This window comes from Prosthecodimorpha hirschii, from assembly GCF_001305515.1.
GTDB lineage: Bacteria > Pseudomonadota > Alphaproteobacteria > Rhizobiales > Ancalomicrobiaceae > Prosthecodimorpha > Prosthecodimorpha hirschii.
The window spans coordinates 1,272,583-1,286,299 of record NZ_LJYW01000001.1 but is presented as its reverse complement, the minus strand read 5'-3'; the positions used below and the strand labels follow the sequence as shown (position 1 = coordinate 1,286,299).

General features: G+C 63.4%; 12 protein-coding genes. 4 read left to right on the top strand and 8 right to left on the bottom strand.

Annotated elements, in window-relative coordinates:
* Positions 1–272 precede the first annotated feature (272 nt).
* Positions 273–1,340 (top strand): EAL domain-containing protein, encoded by a 1,068-nt coding sequence (locus ABB55_RS05575; protein WP_054357928.1) that lies wholly within the window; start codon positions 273–275, stop codon positions 1,338–1,340.
* An 18-nt stretch (positions 1,341–1,358) separates the two neighbouring features.
* Here ABB55_RS05575 and ABB55_RS05570 read toward each other — a convergent pair whose 3' ends face one another.
* The 4 genes from ABB55_RS05570 to ABB55_RS05565 all read right to left on the bottom strand — a co-directional run bounded on the left by ABB55_RS05570 (position 1,359) and on the right by ABB55_RS05565 (position 6,012).
* Positions 1,359–2,606 (bottom strand): TadE/TadG family type IV pilus assembly protein, encoded by a 1,248-nt coding sequence (locus ABB55_RS05570; RefSeq protein ID WP_054357927.1) that lies wholly within the window; start codon positions 2,604–2,606, stop codon positions 1,359–1,361.
* 765 nt (positions 2,607–3,371) lie between these two features.
* A complete protein-coding gene (locus tag ABB55_RS28715; RefSeq protein WP_083463378.1) occupies positions 3,372–4,244 on the bottom strand; it encodes an SIR2 family protein in 873 nt (290 codons plus the stop codon).
* Between the two features lie 3 nt (positions 4,245–4,247).
* Positions 4,248–5,240, bottom strand: coding sequence for a ParA family protein (locus ABB55_RS28710; protein ID WP_083463377.1), 993 nt, complete (start codon positions 5,238–5,240; stop codon positions 4,248–4,250).
* Between the two features lie 64 nt (positions 5,241–5,304).
* The gene (locus ABB55_RS05565) at positions 5,305–6,012 is read right to left on the bottom strand and encodes a class I SAM-dependent methyltransferase (RefSeq protein WP_054357926.1); all 708 of its coding nucleotides are present in this window, start codon (positions 6,010–6,012) and stop codon (positions 5,305–5,307) included.
* Positions 6,013–6,540: 528 nt separating this feature from the next.
* Between ABB55_RS05565 and ypfJ the strand changes: the two genes are divergently transcribed.
* Positions 6,541–7,497: a KPN_02809 family neutral zinc metallopeptidase gene (gene ypfJ, locus ABB55_RS05560; protein WP_054357925.1), complete on the top strand. Its 957-nt coding sequence runs from the start codon at positions 6,541–6,543 to the stop codon at positions 7,495–7,497.
* A gap of 99 nt (positions 7,498–7,596) precedes the next feature.
* Here ypfJ and ABB55_RS05555 read toward each other — a convergent pair whose 3' ends face one another.
* From ABB55_RS05555 to carA, 3 genes are all read right to left on the bottom strand, one after another.
* Positions 7,597–7,812: a hypothetical protein gene (locus tag ABB55_RS05555; RefSeq protein WP_054357924.1), complete on the bottom strand. Its 216-nt coding sequence runs from the start codon at positions 7,810–7,812 to the stop codon at positions 7,597–7,599.
* A gap of 87 nt (positions 7,813–7,899) precedes the next feature.
* On the bottom strand, positions 7,900–8,160 hold the full coding sequence (locus ABB55_RS05550) for a hypothetical protein (RefSeq protein WP_054357923.1): 261 nt from the start codon (positions 8,158–8,160) through the stop codon (positions 7,900–7,902).
* An 82-nt stretch (positions 8,161–8,242) separates the two neighbouring features.
* Positions 8,243–9,478: a glutamine-hydrolyzing carbamoyl-phosphate synthase small subunit gene (gene carA / locus ABB55_RS05545; protein WP_054357922.1), complete on the bottom strand. Its 1,236-nt coding sequence runs from the start codon at positions 9,476–9,478 to the stop codon at positions 8,243–8,245.
* A 156-nt stretch (positions 9,479–9,634) separates the two neighbouring features.
* Between carA and ABB55_RS05540 the strand changes: the two genes are divergently transcribed.
* Positions 9,635–10,090 carry a GatB/YqeY domain-containing protein gene (locus ABB55_RS05540; RefSeq protein WP_054357921.1) on the top strand — a complete coding sequence of 152 codons (456 nt, stop codon included), beginning with the start codon at positions 9,635–9,637 and terminating at the stop codon, positions 10,088–10,090.
* Positions 10,091–10,521: 431 nt separating this feature from the next.
* Here the strand turns inward: ABB55_RS05540 and ABB55_RS05535 are convergent, their stop codons facing one another.
* Entirely contained in the window at positions 10,522–11,460 is a 939-nt protein-coding gene (locus ABB55_RS05535) for an IS110 family RNA-guided transposase (RefSeq protein ID WP_152982233.1), read from the bottom strand.
* An 850-nt stretch (positions 11,461–12,310) separates the two neighbouring features.
* Here ABB55_RS05535 and ABB55_RS05530 point away from each other — a divergent pair.
* Positions 12,311–13,633, top strand: coding sequence for an IS4 family transposase (locus ABB55_RS05530; protein ID WP_083463375.1), 1,323 nt, complete (start codon positions 12,311–12,313; stop codon positions 13,631–13,633).
* The last annotated feature ends 84 nt before the right edge of the window (positions 13,634–13,717 follow it).

The following is a 13,717-nucleotide window of genomic DNA, read 5'->3' as shown; positions in this document are numbered from 1 at the left end:
ATCAAGAGCATGGGCGCATCCTGTTGGTGGAACTGTCGAGGTCCGCATCCATGCCGCAGTCGGCCGAGAACGGTGATTGGACGAAAGCTCGCAGTGCTGGTGACGCTGTCCGTTGCCGCATCGCTGTTCGTGCTGTCCGGCTTCTCGGTGATCTATGCCCTCTCGGGGGAGATCGAGGAGAAGCACCGCACGCTGACCGCGACCGCCCAGGTCTTCGCCTTCGCCAGCGCCTCGGCCGCGCGCAAAGGCGATGCGGCAGAGGGCTGGCGGCCATGGGCCGGACCGTCCAACTGGATCGCGACAGCCGCTTCCGGGCGGAAGGCGTTCGGCCGGGGATCCTGGACGTGCTGCGCAGCCGCACGATCGAGGTTGCCGTGCCGATCGTCGACGCGGGCGAACAGGTCGGAACCCTGGTGCTGGTCGCCGCCACCGACGATCTGTTCCGGCCGATCGTCGCCATGCTGTTCGCCTTCGCGGCGGCGACGGCCGCGGCGCTGGCCTTCGGGTTGATGATCGCCGCCGGGCTCCGGCGCAGCATCATCGATCCCGTCATCCGCCGCCTGGCGGTGTTCGGCCGCTACGTCACCTCGAAGGAGGTGCGCGATCTCCTGCGCGCGATCGAAGCCGGCGAGATGACGCCCATCTACCAGCCGATCATGGATGCGTCGGGCCGGCGGATCGTCGGTGTCGAAGCGCTCGTCCGCTGGCAGCGGGCGGATGCCAGCCTGGTCCCTCCGGCGCAGTTCATTCCTCTGGCCGAGGGGGCGGGCTTGATCGCCCGGATCGGCGAACTCGTCCTGCGTCGGGCCTGCCTGGATACCCGCGACTGGGCCGCTCTGACGGTGGCGATCAATGTCTCGCCGATGCAGATCCAATCGGAGGGCTTCGCCGCCGGCATGCTGGCCATCCTGGCCGAGCTCGATTTCCCGCCGGCGCGCCTGGTCGTCGAGATCACCGAAAGTGCCCTGCTCGGCGACGATCCGGTCGTGCATCGTCAGATCGCGGCCCTGCGCGCGGCCGGCATCGCCATCGCGCTGGACGATTTCGGGACCGGCTTCGCCAGCCTCTCCTATCTGCGCCGGTTCCGGTTCGACGAACTGAAGATCGACAAGTCCTTCACGGACGGCGTCGACAGTTCGACCGATGCCGCCGCGATCGTCGAGGCGACGGTCTCGATGGCGCTGGCGCTCGGCATGAAGGTGGTGGCGGAAGGCGTCGAGCGGGTCGAGCAGCACCGCTTCCTGGTCTCGGCCGGCGTTCACTACATGCAGGGCTATCTGTTCGGCCGGCCGCAGCGGGCGGCCGAGATCACCGCGCGCCTCGCGGCGCATCCGGCCTGACCGGATGTCCGGCGCGGATCAATTCTCCAGCCAGATCTTGCCGCCGAGATTGCCGACGCCTTGCGGGACCGGGATCGGCGTCGACCCGTAGTCCGTGTTCATCACGAGATTCGGGCCGGCATAGAGTTCCATGCGCCGCGTGACGATAATCGTATAGGCGGAGCGCACCGCGATCGGCTTGGTGGCGTCGACGATGAGACGTCCCTTCGGGATATAAATGGTCCCGAGCAGGGTGTGGGCATTGTCGCTCATGATCTTGTGTTCGCGCAGATCGGGCGCGGCGCGGTCCTCGAAGAGCAGCAGGCCGGCCATCGGGCCGTCCTTCGGTGCCGTGAGATCGATCGTCGAGGCGGTGGCGAACAGCAGCGTCGAGGTCGAACCGCGCAGGTAGATGCCGACATAGCTGCCGCGCAGCGTGGCCCCGCCGTCGACGACGAGCGGACCGTCGCGCATCACGTAGATGCCGGGCGAGAGCAGGACGATGGCGCCGTTGGTGACCTTCAGGCCGCCGCAATAGGTGCCGGGCCGCAGGATCTCCAGGGTGGCCGAGACGACCCGATTCATGACCGAGCAGGCGCTGTCGGCCGGTGCGGGCCGGTCGGCGAGGGGATCGGGCACCGGCGGGCAGTCGGTCAGCGGTTCGGGCGTGAAGTTGATCTTGGTGCCGACCTTGCCGCCGGCCGAGCAGGTCAGGGACGACGTGATCGAGGCGGATTGCTGCGACGTGAGACCTTGCGGACTGGTCGAATTCGAGAAGACCGAACAGTTGCTCGCGGTCAGCGTGGCGCTGCCCTCCAGATAGAGCGTGCGCGGCGCCTTGGGGTCGAGCGCCACCAGACAGATCGGCGGACCGGCGGATATCCGCGCCGTCGAATGCACGTCGACGCTCCACAGCCCATCGCCGCCCGGCAACGGGATGGTCCCGGAGACGGCGCCGGAAATCTCGACGAAGACGGCGGTTTGACGGTCGATGACCTTGGTCGCGACGGTCCAGGCGGGGTCGTCGCCGAGCCGGGCCCGGGCGATCGCGGTCGCGATCGCGACGATCCGGGTGGTGTCGGCACGCGCCAGCGCGAGTTCGCGGGCGGCCCCGGTGGCGGCGGAATCCGCCACATCCTGCAGGCGCGCCCGCTCGGCGAAGGTCAGAGAGACGTTGACGGCGCCACCGATGGCGAAGAGGCAGGCGGGCAACAGAAGGGCGATGACCGGGGCGGTGGCTGCGCCGGTATCGGTAAAAAGACGTTGGAGACGACGCCAGGACAACATATGTGTATGCAAACATGATTGATTGTGCTTCCAAATCGTATGATCTGCCCATTAAATATTCAATAATCGCTACAATGAGAGAAAATTAATGTTGTTAACCACTGCGGTTCAAGTCTTGAGTATATCTCAAGTCAAGCGTTGAGTTGCCGCTTGTTCACATTTATTTTATCGGATCGACATGATGGCTTTCAATAGAACATAGTTAAATCACGGGTGAGGGTCGTTTAAAAATCGAACGATGCAAGCAGATGCGATCAATGGGGAAGCAGGCAGGCCGAAGAGACCTTGCGCTTCCGAAACCTTTGCAGGACATGGATCGCCAGCCGACTTGAAGGGACGGATCGCGATCGGCGCCCGGTCGTGCCCGTGGCGACCGGCTCGCATCCGCAGGGTCGGATGCGAGCCTTTGCGCCTCACGCCGGCCGCGCCCGAAACGCCATGCGGCGCTGGTCGAAGCCGAGATTGGGGTGCAGGCGCTCGGCCTTGAAGCCGGGCTATCATGTCCAGTTACCGAAGCAGCCTTTCCCACTGCCCACACAAAATCCGCGTCCTGCATCTGTGATTCCTAATCTGGCTACAATGTTGGCCATTCCGGCACATGCAGTGTTCCACCTTCATCGCTCGCGCCGCCTTACTACTGACCCGCTTCCATATGCATGCTGCCACCGATTGAATAGACTCCCTGCCTTCGTGCGCAATTCGAGCAATCCCACGTTGTACCAATTCTAACTTGTTTCACCATCGGTTATGGATGCTTGTATAACGCTACCAATCCATGGCCGTCGATATCGCTTGGCGCCGATCTTCAACCTGGGTAACAAGTTCGGCAAGTGAGTTTGTCAGGTCGGAATAATCTCTTTTCTTTGCTCGGAATTCTATTATCCTAATACCTCTGCTGTCCTCGTATATTTGGCGATCCTCATCTGCGGTGCCCTTTGGTAGCACCATATAGTGAGAGTTTGTGTTAAACAAAAAACGATTGTTTTCAAATATCAACTGCATGTCGGGATCGCTAACACCGCAACCTATCATAACGACAGTATTCAAGAGTAGTATAGAGTCAAGTATTTTATAAAAATCACTATGTTTTATTCGCGCCTTAGCGTAGTCAACTTGAGTAAAAATTAGTTTTCCAATCGTATCAATTGACCCGTGCGCTTTAATCAAATATCTGTCCGGACCGCTAATTAACTGCGCAATATCATCATCATGATAGTTTTTGACATAGAAAGTGCCTTCAGATTTGCTGAGTGCATAACGATCGTAAATAGAGTCAAAATTCAAAGATATAACAATACGCGTGTCAAGATTAAAAATATGCTCATGAATTTTTGCGGGACGATAGTTTGGAGTTTGAAAATGTGACCGAACAATATTGCTCCAATCGCCACCGTGTGCCCTCTTAAGTAATTCACAGGCGTGAAGATAGTTATTTGATTTTAGTGCTTTCTTTACAAGACTACCTAGCCGCGCATTGGCTGGAGGAATGCTTTCGCACGCTGATAGGAGGAACTCGGCCCAAGTCGGAGGATGAGCGCCATTTGCGTCACTTGCATTAGCTGAAACGCCGGATCCAATAATTATGACGGCCTTACGGCGTGCAATTGCATCAACGAGTGAACTGGGCCAGTTGACCATGGCTTATCCGCACGCCTCAATATTCTTTATCATGTTTGAAGATACCTTTTTGAATAATAATTCCGCATCTTTTACTCTTGTGAAGTGAGCTCCACGAACTCCATCTTTGGCTTTTAGGTCAAATATTGGCTTGTGCTCGCTTTGAGACATCGGAATTAAACTATAAAGATTAGGTATTTCACCTATTCTGAAGTCTTTTATCTTAGCTTTCGTGACTGTATCAACTAGATGCTTTTGAATCTCAATAGGAATTCTTCTCATAATTTTTTCATAAGCGTCGACGGCTCGCTTTTCGCCCTGCTTTGTCTTTTGATTGTATTGTTGGGCAATATAGCCAATAAACTGGACGTCAAACTTTGGCTGCTTAGGAAGGTCCTCAATGGCATCGTCTGGTATTTGCGTTAAAGCATTTGATAATCTCTTCCGCCATTCCTTCAGGGCAACTGCGATATTCTCGATCGCGCGTAAGCTAAAGATGTCTATTGACATAGGGCTGAGGAAGAAATCGCAGGCGAGAAGAACTGCTCTGTTAATTGAGCCCAAAGATGGGCCCATATCAAAGAAAACCAAGTCATAATTCTCGCATCGACTAAGTAATTCTGAAAAAACAAAAGATGTTCTCAGGCCCCTGATGTCACCAGAAATCGATGATTGCCAATCTTGGGATAGGAGGTCTTCTTTTAAAGCTAATTTGGGATCGCCAGCAAGAAGTTCTAATTTGAAGTTATCCACTTCAATTGGTCGAATTATCTCCGAATAGCCCTTGCCTATCGAAAGGGGGTGTACTATAGAATGGATGGTGTAGCTCTTAGAATCTTCGTATAGTTCATTGACTATGTCCTCATCCAATAAAAGTTGCGTTGCATTGCATTGAGGGTCTGCGTCAATTATTAAAATCTTATAATTTTTGTGAATCGCCAAGTACGATGCAATATTACAAAGCAGCGTCGTTTTTCCAACGCCACCTTTGTTGTTAAAAAAAGCAACAGACTTCATTTTTCAATCTCCTGGTGTATGCTAATTTTTTGCGAATTAAGCTGTCAAGTGGGGAGTTTCGATTTCAAGTAGGTTGCTGGGTAAGCCGCGCCCGGAACGCCATGCGGCGCTGGTCGAAGCCGAGATTGGGGTGCAGGCGTTCGGCCTTGAAGCCGGCGGCCTGCAGCCGGGCGATCAGGTCGGCTTCCGCGTGGCGCGCAAGGCCGACCTGGGCGCGCAGTTTGCGGTAGGGGGAGAAGAAGGTCGCGGCGAGGCCGGAGAAGGCCGCCAGGAAGAAGCCGTGCCGCCATCCCGTGGCCAGCAGGTTCCGCACGTCGCCGACGAGATCGTCCGCCGGCGGGATCACGTCGGCGATGACGAGGCTGCCGCCCGGGGCGAGCAGGCGGCGCGCGTCGGCGAGGAGGCCGGCGAGGCTCGGCGCGTCGAGATATTGCAGCACCGAGTTGACCACCATCAGGTCGACGCGGCCGGCATGGTCGCGGATCAGCTCGTCCGGCGCCACCACCCTGATTCTCGGCTCGCCCTTCAGGCGCTCGGCGACGCGCAGGCGGGTGTTCTCGGCGGCGTCGCACAAGAGCAGTTCGCCGCAGGCACCGGCAACATCGGCAGCCGCCAGCGCATCGCCGCAGCCCCAGTCGACCACGACGGCCGTCGGCGAGGGGACGAGGCCGCGGATGTCGCGGGCAACGCGGTCGTAGTGCACCCGCCGATGCACCTCGTTGACGTAGATCCGATGGTGGCCGTTCCAGAATTCCAGCCAGGATGAGGACATGCGGTCTCTTGCGGGATGGCCGGCGGGCACCGGCCCGCGCTCGAAGGCCGGGACAGTAGCATGGCGCATGGGCGGCGCAACGAAACCCGAATGGCAGGTGGCGCGCCATGGTCCGTCACGGTCACCGTCATGATTCTAAAAGAGCGATTAAATTCATATATATAGATTGTCATAAATATGAATCGGATCGGGCGCACACTCGTGAGTGCTGGTCGTCGTTCGCGCCATCGAGAGTAGAAGGCGATCGACGAGATGGGGGCGGGGTCAAACGACACGAGGCTCGCCATGTTCGAGTTGCTTCGCGTACGCAAGTCCATGCGCCATGACGAAACCGACCTGGACTGGATTGCCGGGTTCAATCGCCGGGTCCGTCATCCGATCCGGAGCCTGAAGCTGTGGTGGCGCCGGCGGCGCCGGTCGACATCGCCGCTCGGTATCCCGCGCCGGAACGCTCCTATATAACGGCCTTCGGAGATTGCCGTCCGCCGCGGCGGCTGGCGATCACCGCTGGGCGTTCGGGAGACGGCGATGCGCTGGGAAGGTCGGGAAGAGAGTTCCAACATCGAGGATCGCCGCGGCGGCGGCGGGGGCTTCGACACCGGCGGCGGCATGGGCGGCGGCGGGCTCGGCGGCGGCGGTTTCGGGCTGCCGATCAATCTCGGCGGCGGCGGCATCGGCACCATCCTGGTGATCCTGGTCATCTCCTGGGTGCTCGGCATCAACCCGCTGACGCTGCTGTCCGGCCAGTCGATCGGCCCGGGCGGCTCCCAGTTCGAGCGCCAGACCCGCACGGCGCCGCCGCCGAGCGGCGCCAGGCGCGACGAGCAGACCCGATTCGTCTCGGTGGTGCTGCGCGATACCGAACTGCGCTGGAAGCAGCTGCTGCCGCAGCAGGCCGGCGATCTCGTCCGCACCGCCTCCGGCAAGGCCTACGAGGAACCGCGCCTGGTGCTGTTCAACGGCTCGACCCGCTCGCCCTGCGGCGAGGCGAGCGCGGCGACCGGGCCGTTCTATTGCCCGGGCGACCGCAAGGTCTATATCGACCTCGCCTTCTACGATCAGCTGAAGACGCGCTTCAAGGCGCCGGGCGATTTCGCGCAGGCCTATGTCATCGCCCACGAGATCGGCCACCACATCCAGAACCTGATCGGCGTGTTGCCGGAGTTCAACCGGCGCCGCCAGCAGGTCAGCGAGCGCGAGGCGAACCGCCTGTCGGTCCGCGTCGAGCTGCAGGCCGACTGCCTGGCCGGCGTCTGGGCGCACCACGCCCAGAAGGAGCGCGACTTCATCGAGGCCGGGGATATCGAGGAGGCGCTCAATGCCGCCTCGCGCATCGGCGACGATTCGATCCAGCGGACCATCCAGGGCTACGCCGTGCCCGACAGCTTCACCCACGGCTCGTCTGAGCAGCGCGTGCGCTGGTTCAAGACCGGCTTCGAAAGCGGCCGCATGGCCAGTTGCGATACCTTCCGCGGCAATATTTGAAATCCTTCGAATCCGGCCGGTTTGTCACCGAACGGATTCGAATTCATTGCAGACGGACGGGCGGCCCGGCGGCTGACGTCGCCGCGGCGGATGGCGCGGTCACTGCACCGAAGCCGAGCGGCCGATCCGGCCGGCGACCGGCTCGCGGTCGGCCTTGACGCCGGCCTTCGACAGGATCGCGCTCTCGCCGGTCGGCGCGGCGTTGACGAGCACGACCGCCATGGCACCGGTCATGAAGCCGAGCACGACGATGCCCAGGATCAGCCCGTAGGCGACCGCCCCCGGACCCGACTTGACCACGATACCTTCCGCCATGACTCGCCCCCGCAACTGAACGCTACGGGACCCAGGATGGGCGGGCTAACCTTAATGAAGCCTTGCGCGGAGTGGCCGGCGGCGGGCCTACCGGAGCGCCGCCAGAGCGCTCATGACGCGCCCCCAGACCCCCGCATCCGCTCCGCTGCGCGGCGCCTCGGCGGCGGGCGGTGGCGCGGCCTGGATCGCGGATCGGCTGGAAATCGAGCCGGTTACGGTCGGATCCGCGGCCGGAACGGCCCGTGCCAGCAGATTGGCGGCGACCACCGCCAGCACAATCAGGGCCGCCGCGCCGCGCGCATAATCCCGCGTGGACGGACCCGAGAAGAGTTCGACGAGGGTACGCATGCGGCCTCCGGAGGCGGTATCGCCCCCGAGAATCCGCCGCCATGGTTAACGCTCCGTGAAGCCGGCGCGCTCCGTCCAAGGCCTAGACGGCGACCCGCTCCGGCAGCGGCGCTTCGCCCTTGCGGGCCCGGATCAGGTTCACGAAACGCGTGAACAGATAGTGGCTGTCGCGCGGGCCGGGCGAGGCTTCCGGGTGATACTGCACCGAGAAGACCGGCTTGCCCTTGATCCGGATGCCGCAGTTCGAGCCGTCGAACAGCGAGACATGGGTCTCCTCGACATCGTTCGGCAGGGTCGCGCGATCGACGGCAAAGCCATGATTCATCGAGGTGATTTCGACCTTGCCGGTGGTGAAGTCCTTCACCGGATGGTTTGCGCCGTGATGGCCCTGGTGCATCTTCATCGTGTCGGCACCGATGGCGAGGCCGAGCATCTGGTGGCCGAGGCAGATGCCGAAGGTCGGGATGCCGGCCGCAATCACCGCCTGGATGGTCGGCACCGCATAGGCGCCCGTCGCCGCCGGATCGCCGGGACCGTTGGAGAGGAAGACGCCGTCCGGCCGGTGGCCGAGCACGTCTTCGGCGGTCGCGGTCGCCGGCAGCACGGTGACGCGGCAGCCGGCATCGGCGAGCAGACGCAGGATGTTTCGCTTCACGCCGTAGTCGATCGCCACCACGTGATAGGCCGGCGCCTCCTGGCGGCCATAGCCGCGGCCGAGCTCCCAGGTAGTCTCGTCCCAGGTGAAGGTCTGCCCGGTGGTCACGTCCGGCACCAGATCCATGCCGACGAGACCCGGCCAGCCCGCCGCTTCGGCCTTCAGCGCGTCGAGGTCGAACCCGCCATCGGGCGCATGGGCGATGACCGCATTGGGCATGCCGGCTTCGCGGATCAGCGCGGTCAGCGCGCGCGTGTCGATGCCGGCAATGCCGACGATGCCGCGCGCCTTCAGCCACAGGTCGAGATGGCGGGTCGAGCGCCAGTTGGCCGGATCGGTCACTTCGGCCTTCAGCACGACGCCGCGCGCGCCCGCTGCGGAGGCCAGGTTGACGGTCTCGATGTCCTCGTCGTTGACGCCGACATTGCCGATGTGCGGGAACGTGAAGGTGATGATCTGGCCGGCATAGGAGGGATCGGTCAGGATCTCCTGATAGCCGGTCATGGCGGTGTTGAAGCACACCTCGCCGACCCGGCTGCCGACCGCCCCGAGACCGATGCCCTCGATCACCGTTCCGTCGGCCAGCACCAGCAGCGCGGTCGGTCGCGGCTCGGCCCAGACATTCGGGTCCGTTCCGGGGATGGCTCCGGGCGCGATCGACATGGCTTCTTTTCCCGACGAAGTTGGACTAGAGAACGACCCCCGACTGATATCGGGCGCGCCCTTGCGGCCCTGGGACCGGCCCGGGCGCCCCTTCACCTAGGCGCGGGGCGCCCCCGAGTCAATCTTTCAGACACTCCGAGCGAGGACAGACAGGCCATGCGCGAGAAGCTCCAGGACGACGTCAAGGCGGCCATGAAGGCGGGCGACAAGGCTCGCCTGACCACGCTGCGCATGATCGGCGCGGCCATCAAGGACAAGGACATCGCGGCGCGCGGCGGTGCCGCCGACGGCCACATCTCGGATGCCGACATCCAGGATCTGCTGGTCAAGCTGATCAAGTCGCGTGAGGATTCCGCCAAGCTCTACGACGACGGCGGCCGTCCGGAACTGGCCGACAAGGAGCGCGCCGAAATCGCCGTGATCCGCGCCTACCTGCCGAAGCCGATGGATCCGGCCGAGGTCGAAGCCGCCGTCAAGGCCGTCGTCGCCGAACTCGGCGCCAGCGGCATGAAGGACATGGGCCGCGTCATGGCCGCCCTCAAGGAGCGCTATTCCGGCCGCATGGACATGGGCAAGGCCGGCGGAACCGTAAAGGCCGCCCTGGCCGGGTGACGCGGAGCCGCGGGATCGGAGGGGGCGATTTGCCCGATCCCTCAACGCGTTAACCCCTTCGCCCCCTAAAGGGGGGAGAAGGTGCCCGAAGGGCGGATGAGGGGGGCGATCGCGCGGCGCCGGTAGACCTCCCGGACCGGGCTCGGATCGGCTAGACCGCTGATTTCGAGGGTGTTTCCATATCCACCCCCTCATCCCGCCTTCGGCGACCTTCTCCCCCCTTCAGGGGGCGAAGGGGAAGGAGCCGGAGGATCGGACGGGGTCGATTTTCGTGATTCTTCAACGCGTTAACCCCTTCGCCTGCCTTAAGGGGAAGGAGCCGCGGGATTGGACGGGTCGATTTCTCGGATCCCTCAACGCGTTATCCATTTATCCTTATGGAGGGAGAGGGAGCCGCGAGATGAAGGGCGGATGAGCGACTGTGTCTGGGGTCAAGTAGGCATAGCGAGGCCTGTGCGCGCCTGGCGTGCTTTTGCGTTGAGTCTGATGAGGAGTTTGTGGGCGAGGGCGACGCGGATGACCTTCGGGGGCTTGCCGGCTTCCTTCAACCTTTTGGCGAAGTCTCGGAAGTCGTCGTTGAAGCGTCGGACGATCTCGGCGACGACGAAGAGGATGTCACGGACGTCCCTGCGGCCGCCGCGGACGAGGCGCCGGCCGGTGCGTCGTCCGCTGTCGTCGGCGAGGGGTGCGAGGCCGACCAGCTTGGATATGGCCTTGTTGTCGAGGGTGCCGATCTCCGGCAGGAGGGCGGCGAGGACGGCGACGGTGCGATCGGCGACGCCCTTGATGGTCCGGAAGGCCTGGCCGAGCGTGCTCCACAGGGGGTCGTCGTCGATGGCGGAGGCGACTTCGCCTTCGATCCTGCGGATCTCGGCTTCGAGATGGGCACGCGTGCGGCCGAGCGAGGCGGCGACGGTTTCGTCCTCGACCAGCCGGGCGCGGTTCTTCTCGGCGCCGTTCATGACGACCAGCTGGCGCAGCCTGTCGACGAGGGCGCGCAGACGCTCCTGGCTTCCGCTGCGGGGAGCCTGGGGCTCCACCCCGGTGATCTCGGCGAAGCGGGCGATGATGCCGGCGTCCAGCCGGTCGGTCTTCTCCAGGTATCCCAGGCCCTTGGCAAGATCCCGGACGGCGCGCGGGTTGACCAGGGCGCAGGCGAGCCCCTGCTGCCAGAGAAGGCAGAAGGGCAGCTTCTCGTATCCGCCGGTGGCCTCGAACACGACCAGGTCGACGCCGTGCCGGCGACAGAAGTCGCCGAGTTCGCCGATGCCGGTCGCGGTCCGGTCGAAGCGAGCGAATGCGCCGGTCATTCCGACACGCGCATCCAGATGGGAAGCGGAGACATCGACTCCACAGATGATCTTCATCACGGTAACCTGCCTTGTGCGTGCGACTGTCGATCCTGCGACTGTACGGTCGTGCGTGACGATGGCGCCGGTCCCTGTGCTCATCCACGGTTGCAGCCTGAGGGGTATCGGGAGCCGGACGCCGCGCGCGAGGATCGGTTGCAACCGATCCTCGCGCAATCTCCTCAAGCGCCACCCCGGGGAACAGGCGACAGATACAAGGGGGGCGATCGCGCGGTGCCGGTCGATCTCCCGGACCGGGATCGGATCGCAGAGACCGCTGATTTCGAGGGTGTTTCCATATCCACCCCCTCATCCCGCCTTCGGCGACCTTCTCCCCCCTTCAGGGGGCGAAGGGGAAGGAGCCGCGGGCTCGGTTGGGTCGATTTCCCCGATCCCTCAACGCGTTATCCCCTTCGCCCCCCGAAGGGGGGAGAAGGTGCCCGAAGGGCGGATGAGGGGGGCGATCGCGCGGCGGCGGTCGATCGGGCGGACCGGGCTCGGATCGGCTAGACCGCTGATTTCGATGTCGTTTCCATATCCACCCCCTTGTATCTGTCGCCTGTTCCCCGGGGTGGCGCTTGAGGGGATTGCGCGAGGATCGGTTGCAACCGATCCTCGCGCGCGGCGTCCGGCTCCCGATACCCCTCAGGCTCACCCGCCCTGCGGGCACCTTCTCCCCCTTGGCCTAGCGTTTGCACACATCGATGGATTCGCAAGATCTGATTCGACATAGCGGTCGCTATTGTCAGTAGCGTTTTGGGTCACGATGTGAATCAATGCCCCTGGAAGCGGTTGATGGGGCGGTCGGGATGATGTTGGGACAGTTCGGGGATGCGCGGCTCGATAAAAGGGGGCGCTCGTCTTCGAGCGCATGGCCGCGCATCTATCGGCGGTGCCTCGACGGTTCACTGAGAGCAGGTCTGAGGCGGTCGGGGCTGGACGCTTCTTCAGAAACGCCAAGGTGACCGTGGCCGCTATCTTGGCGGCCGCCGCCGCGAAGGCCGACCGGGCCGCGGCCGGCCGCGACGTGCTTGTCATCCAGGACACTACCGAGATCAACTATCAGGCCAAGGCCGGCCGCAAGACCGGCCTCGGCAAGGTCGGCAACGGCGCGGACGTTGGCCTGTTCGCCCATCCGGCCATCGTGGTCGACGCCGAGGACGGGGCTCTGCTCGGTCTCGCGGCCGCCGCCATCTGGTCGCGCGAGCGCGTCAAGGGGCCGGATTACCGGCTCCTGCCGATCGAGGAGAAGGAAAGCCACCGCTGGCTCGACACGGCCCGCAGCGCCGTCGAGGCGCTGCCGTCGGCGGCGGGTGTCACCATCGTGGCCGACCGGGAGGGCGACATCTACGAGGTGCTCGCGCGCCTACCCGGTCCGACCACCCACGTGCTCGTCCGTCTCTGCCGCAACCGGCGCCTGGCCGGCGGCGGCACCGTCCGCGACGCGCTCGCCGCCGGGTCGACCGCCGGCCGGGTCCGCTTCGACATCCCGGCCCGGCCCGGGCGGCAGGCCCGCGAGGTGGTGGCCGACATCCGCTTCGCCCGCCTTCACGTCGTCCGGCCGAAGACGCGCTCAGGGGGCGCCGACCCGGCCAGCGTCCCGGTCCATGTCGTCGAAATCGTCGAGGTCGATCCACCCGCCGGCGCCGAGCCGATCCACTGGGAACTCGTCACCTCCCATCCGGTCGAAACCGTTGCCGACGCGTTGCGCATCGTCGCGCTCTACCGTCGCCGATGGGGCATCGAGCAGGTGTTCCGCACGATGAAGTCGCAGATCCTCGCCATCGAGGACGCCCTCCTGGAGACGCGCGAGGCGCTGGAACGGCTGACCGCCGCCACGCTTGTGGTGGCCTCCCAGGTCATGCAACTCGTCCAGGGACGCGACCAGGCGGGAGCGGCCCGAAAGGCAGAGGTCGTCTTCGACCCGCCCCAGCAGGCGCCCCTCGCCGCGCTCGCCCAAAGGCTCGACCACGGCCGCACGCGCAAACAGCAGAACCCGCACCCGCCCCAAAGCCTCGCCTGGGCGGCATGGATCATCGCCCGTCTCGGCGGATGGACCGGATACGCCTCCGAACGCCCGCCCGGCCCCGTCACAATGGCCCGAGGCCTCGAACGCTTCCAAGCCATCGCAGAAGGCTTCAACCTCGCTGCTCAACTCAATACTTCAATCAAAAACAATGTGTGCAAACGCTAGCCCCCTTGGCAGGGGGCGAAGCGGAAGGAGCCGGGGGATCAGGGGTTGAAGTCCAGACTCCTGCATCGCGTATGCGCCGATTTC

Bases quoted from the DNA above. Each gene is read 5' to 3' on its own strand.
- ABB55_RS05575 (WP_054357928.1), top strand. From the start codon at position 273: ATGGGCCGGACCGTCCAACTGGATCGCGACAGCCGCTTCCGGGCGGAA.
- ABB55_RS05570 (WP_054357927.1), bottom strand. From the start codon at position 2,606: ATGTTGTCCTGGCGTCGTCTCCAACGTCTTTTTACCGATACCGGCGCA.
- ABB55_RS28715 (WP_083463378.1), bottom strand. From the start codon at position 4,244: ATGGTCAACTGGCCCAGTTCACTCGTTGATGCAATTGCACGCCGTAAG.
- ABB55_RS28710 (WP_083463377.1), bottom strand. From the start codon at position 5,240: ATGAAGTCTGTTGCTTTTTTTAACAACAAAGGTGGCGTTGGAAAAACG.
- ABB55_RS05565 (WP_054357926.1), bottom strand. From the start codon at position 6,012: ATGTCCTCATCCTGGCTGGAATTCTGGAACGGCCACCATCGGATCTAC.
- ypfJ (WP_054357925.1), top strand. From the start codon at position 6,541: ATGCGCTGGGAAGGTCGGGAAGAGAGTTCCAACATCGAGGATCGCCGC.
- ABB55_RS05555 (WP_054357924.1), bottom strand. From the start codon at position 7,812: ATGGCGGAAGGTATCGTGGTCAAGTCGGGTCCGGGGGCGGTCGCCTAC.
- ABB55_RS05550 (WP_054357923.1), bottom strand. From the start codon at position 8,160: ATGCGTACCCTCGTCGAACTCTTCTCGGGTCCGTCCACGCGGGATTAT.
- carA (WP_054357922.1), bottom strand. From the start codon at position 9,478: ATGTCGATCGCGCCCGGAGCCATCCCCGGAACGGACCCGAATGTCTGG.
- ABB55_RS05540 (WP_054357921.1), top strand. From the start codon at position 9,635: ATGCGCGAGAAGCTCCAGGACGACGTCAAGGCGGCCATGAAGGCGGGC.
- ABB55_RS05530 (WP_083463375.1), top strand. From the start codon at position 12,311: ATGGCCGCGCATCTATCGGCGGTGCCTCGACGGTTCACTGAGAGCAGG.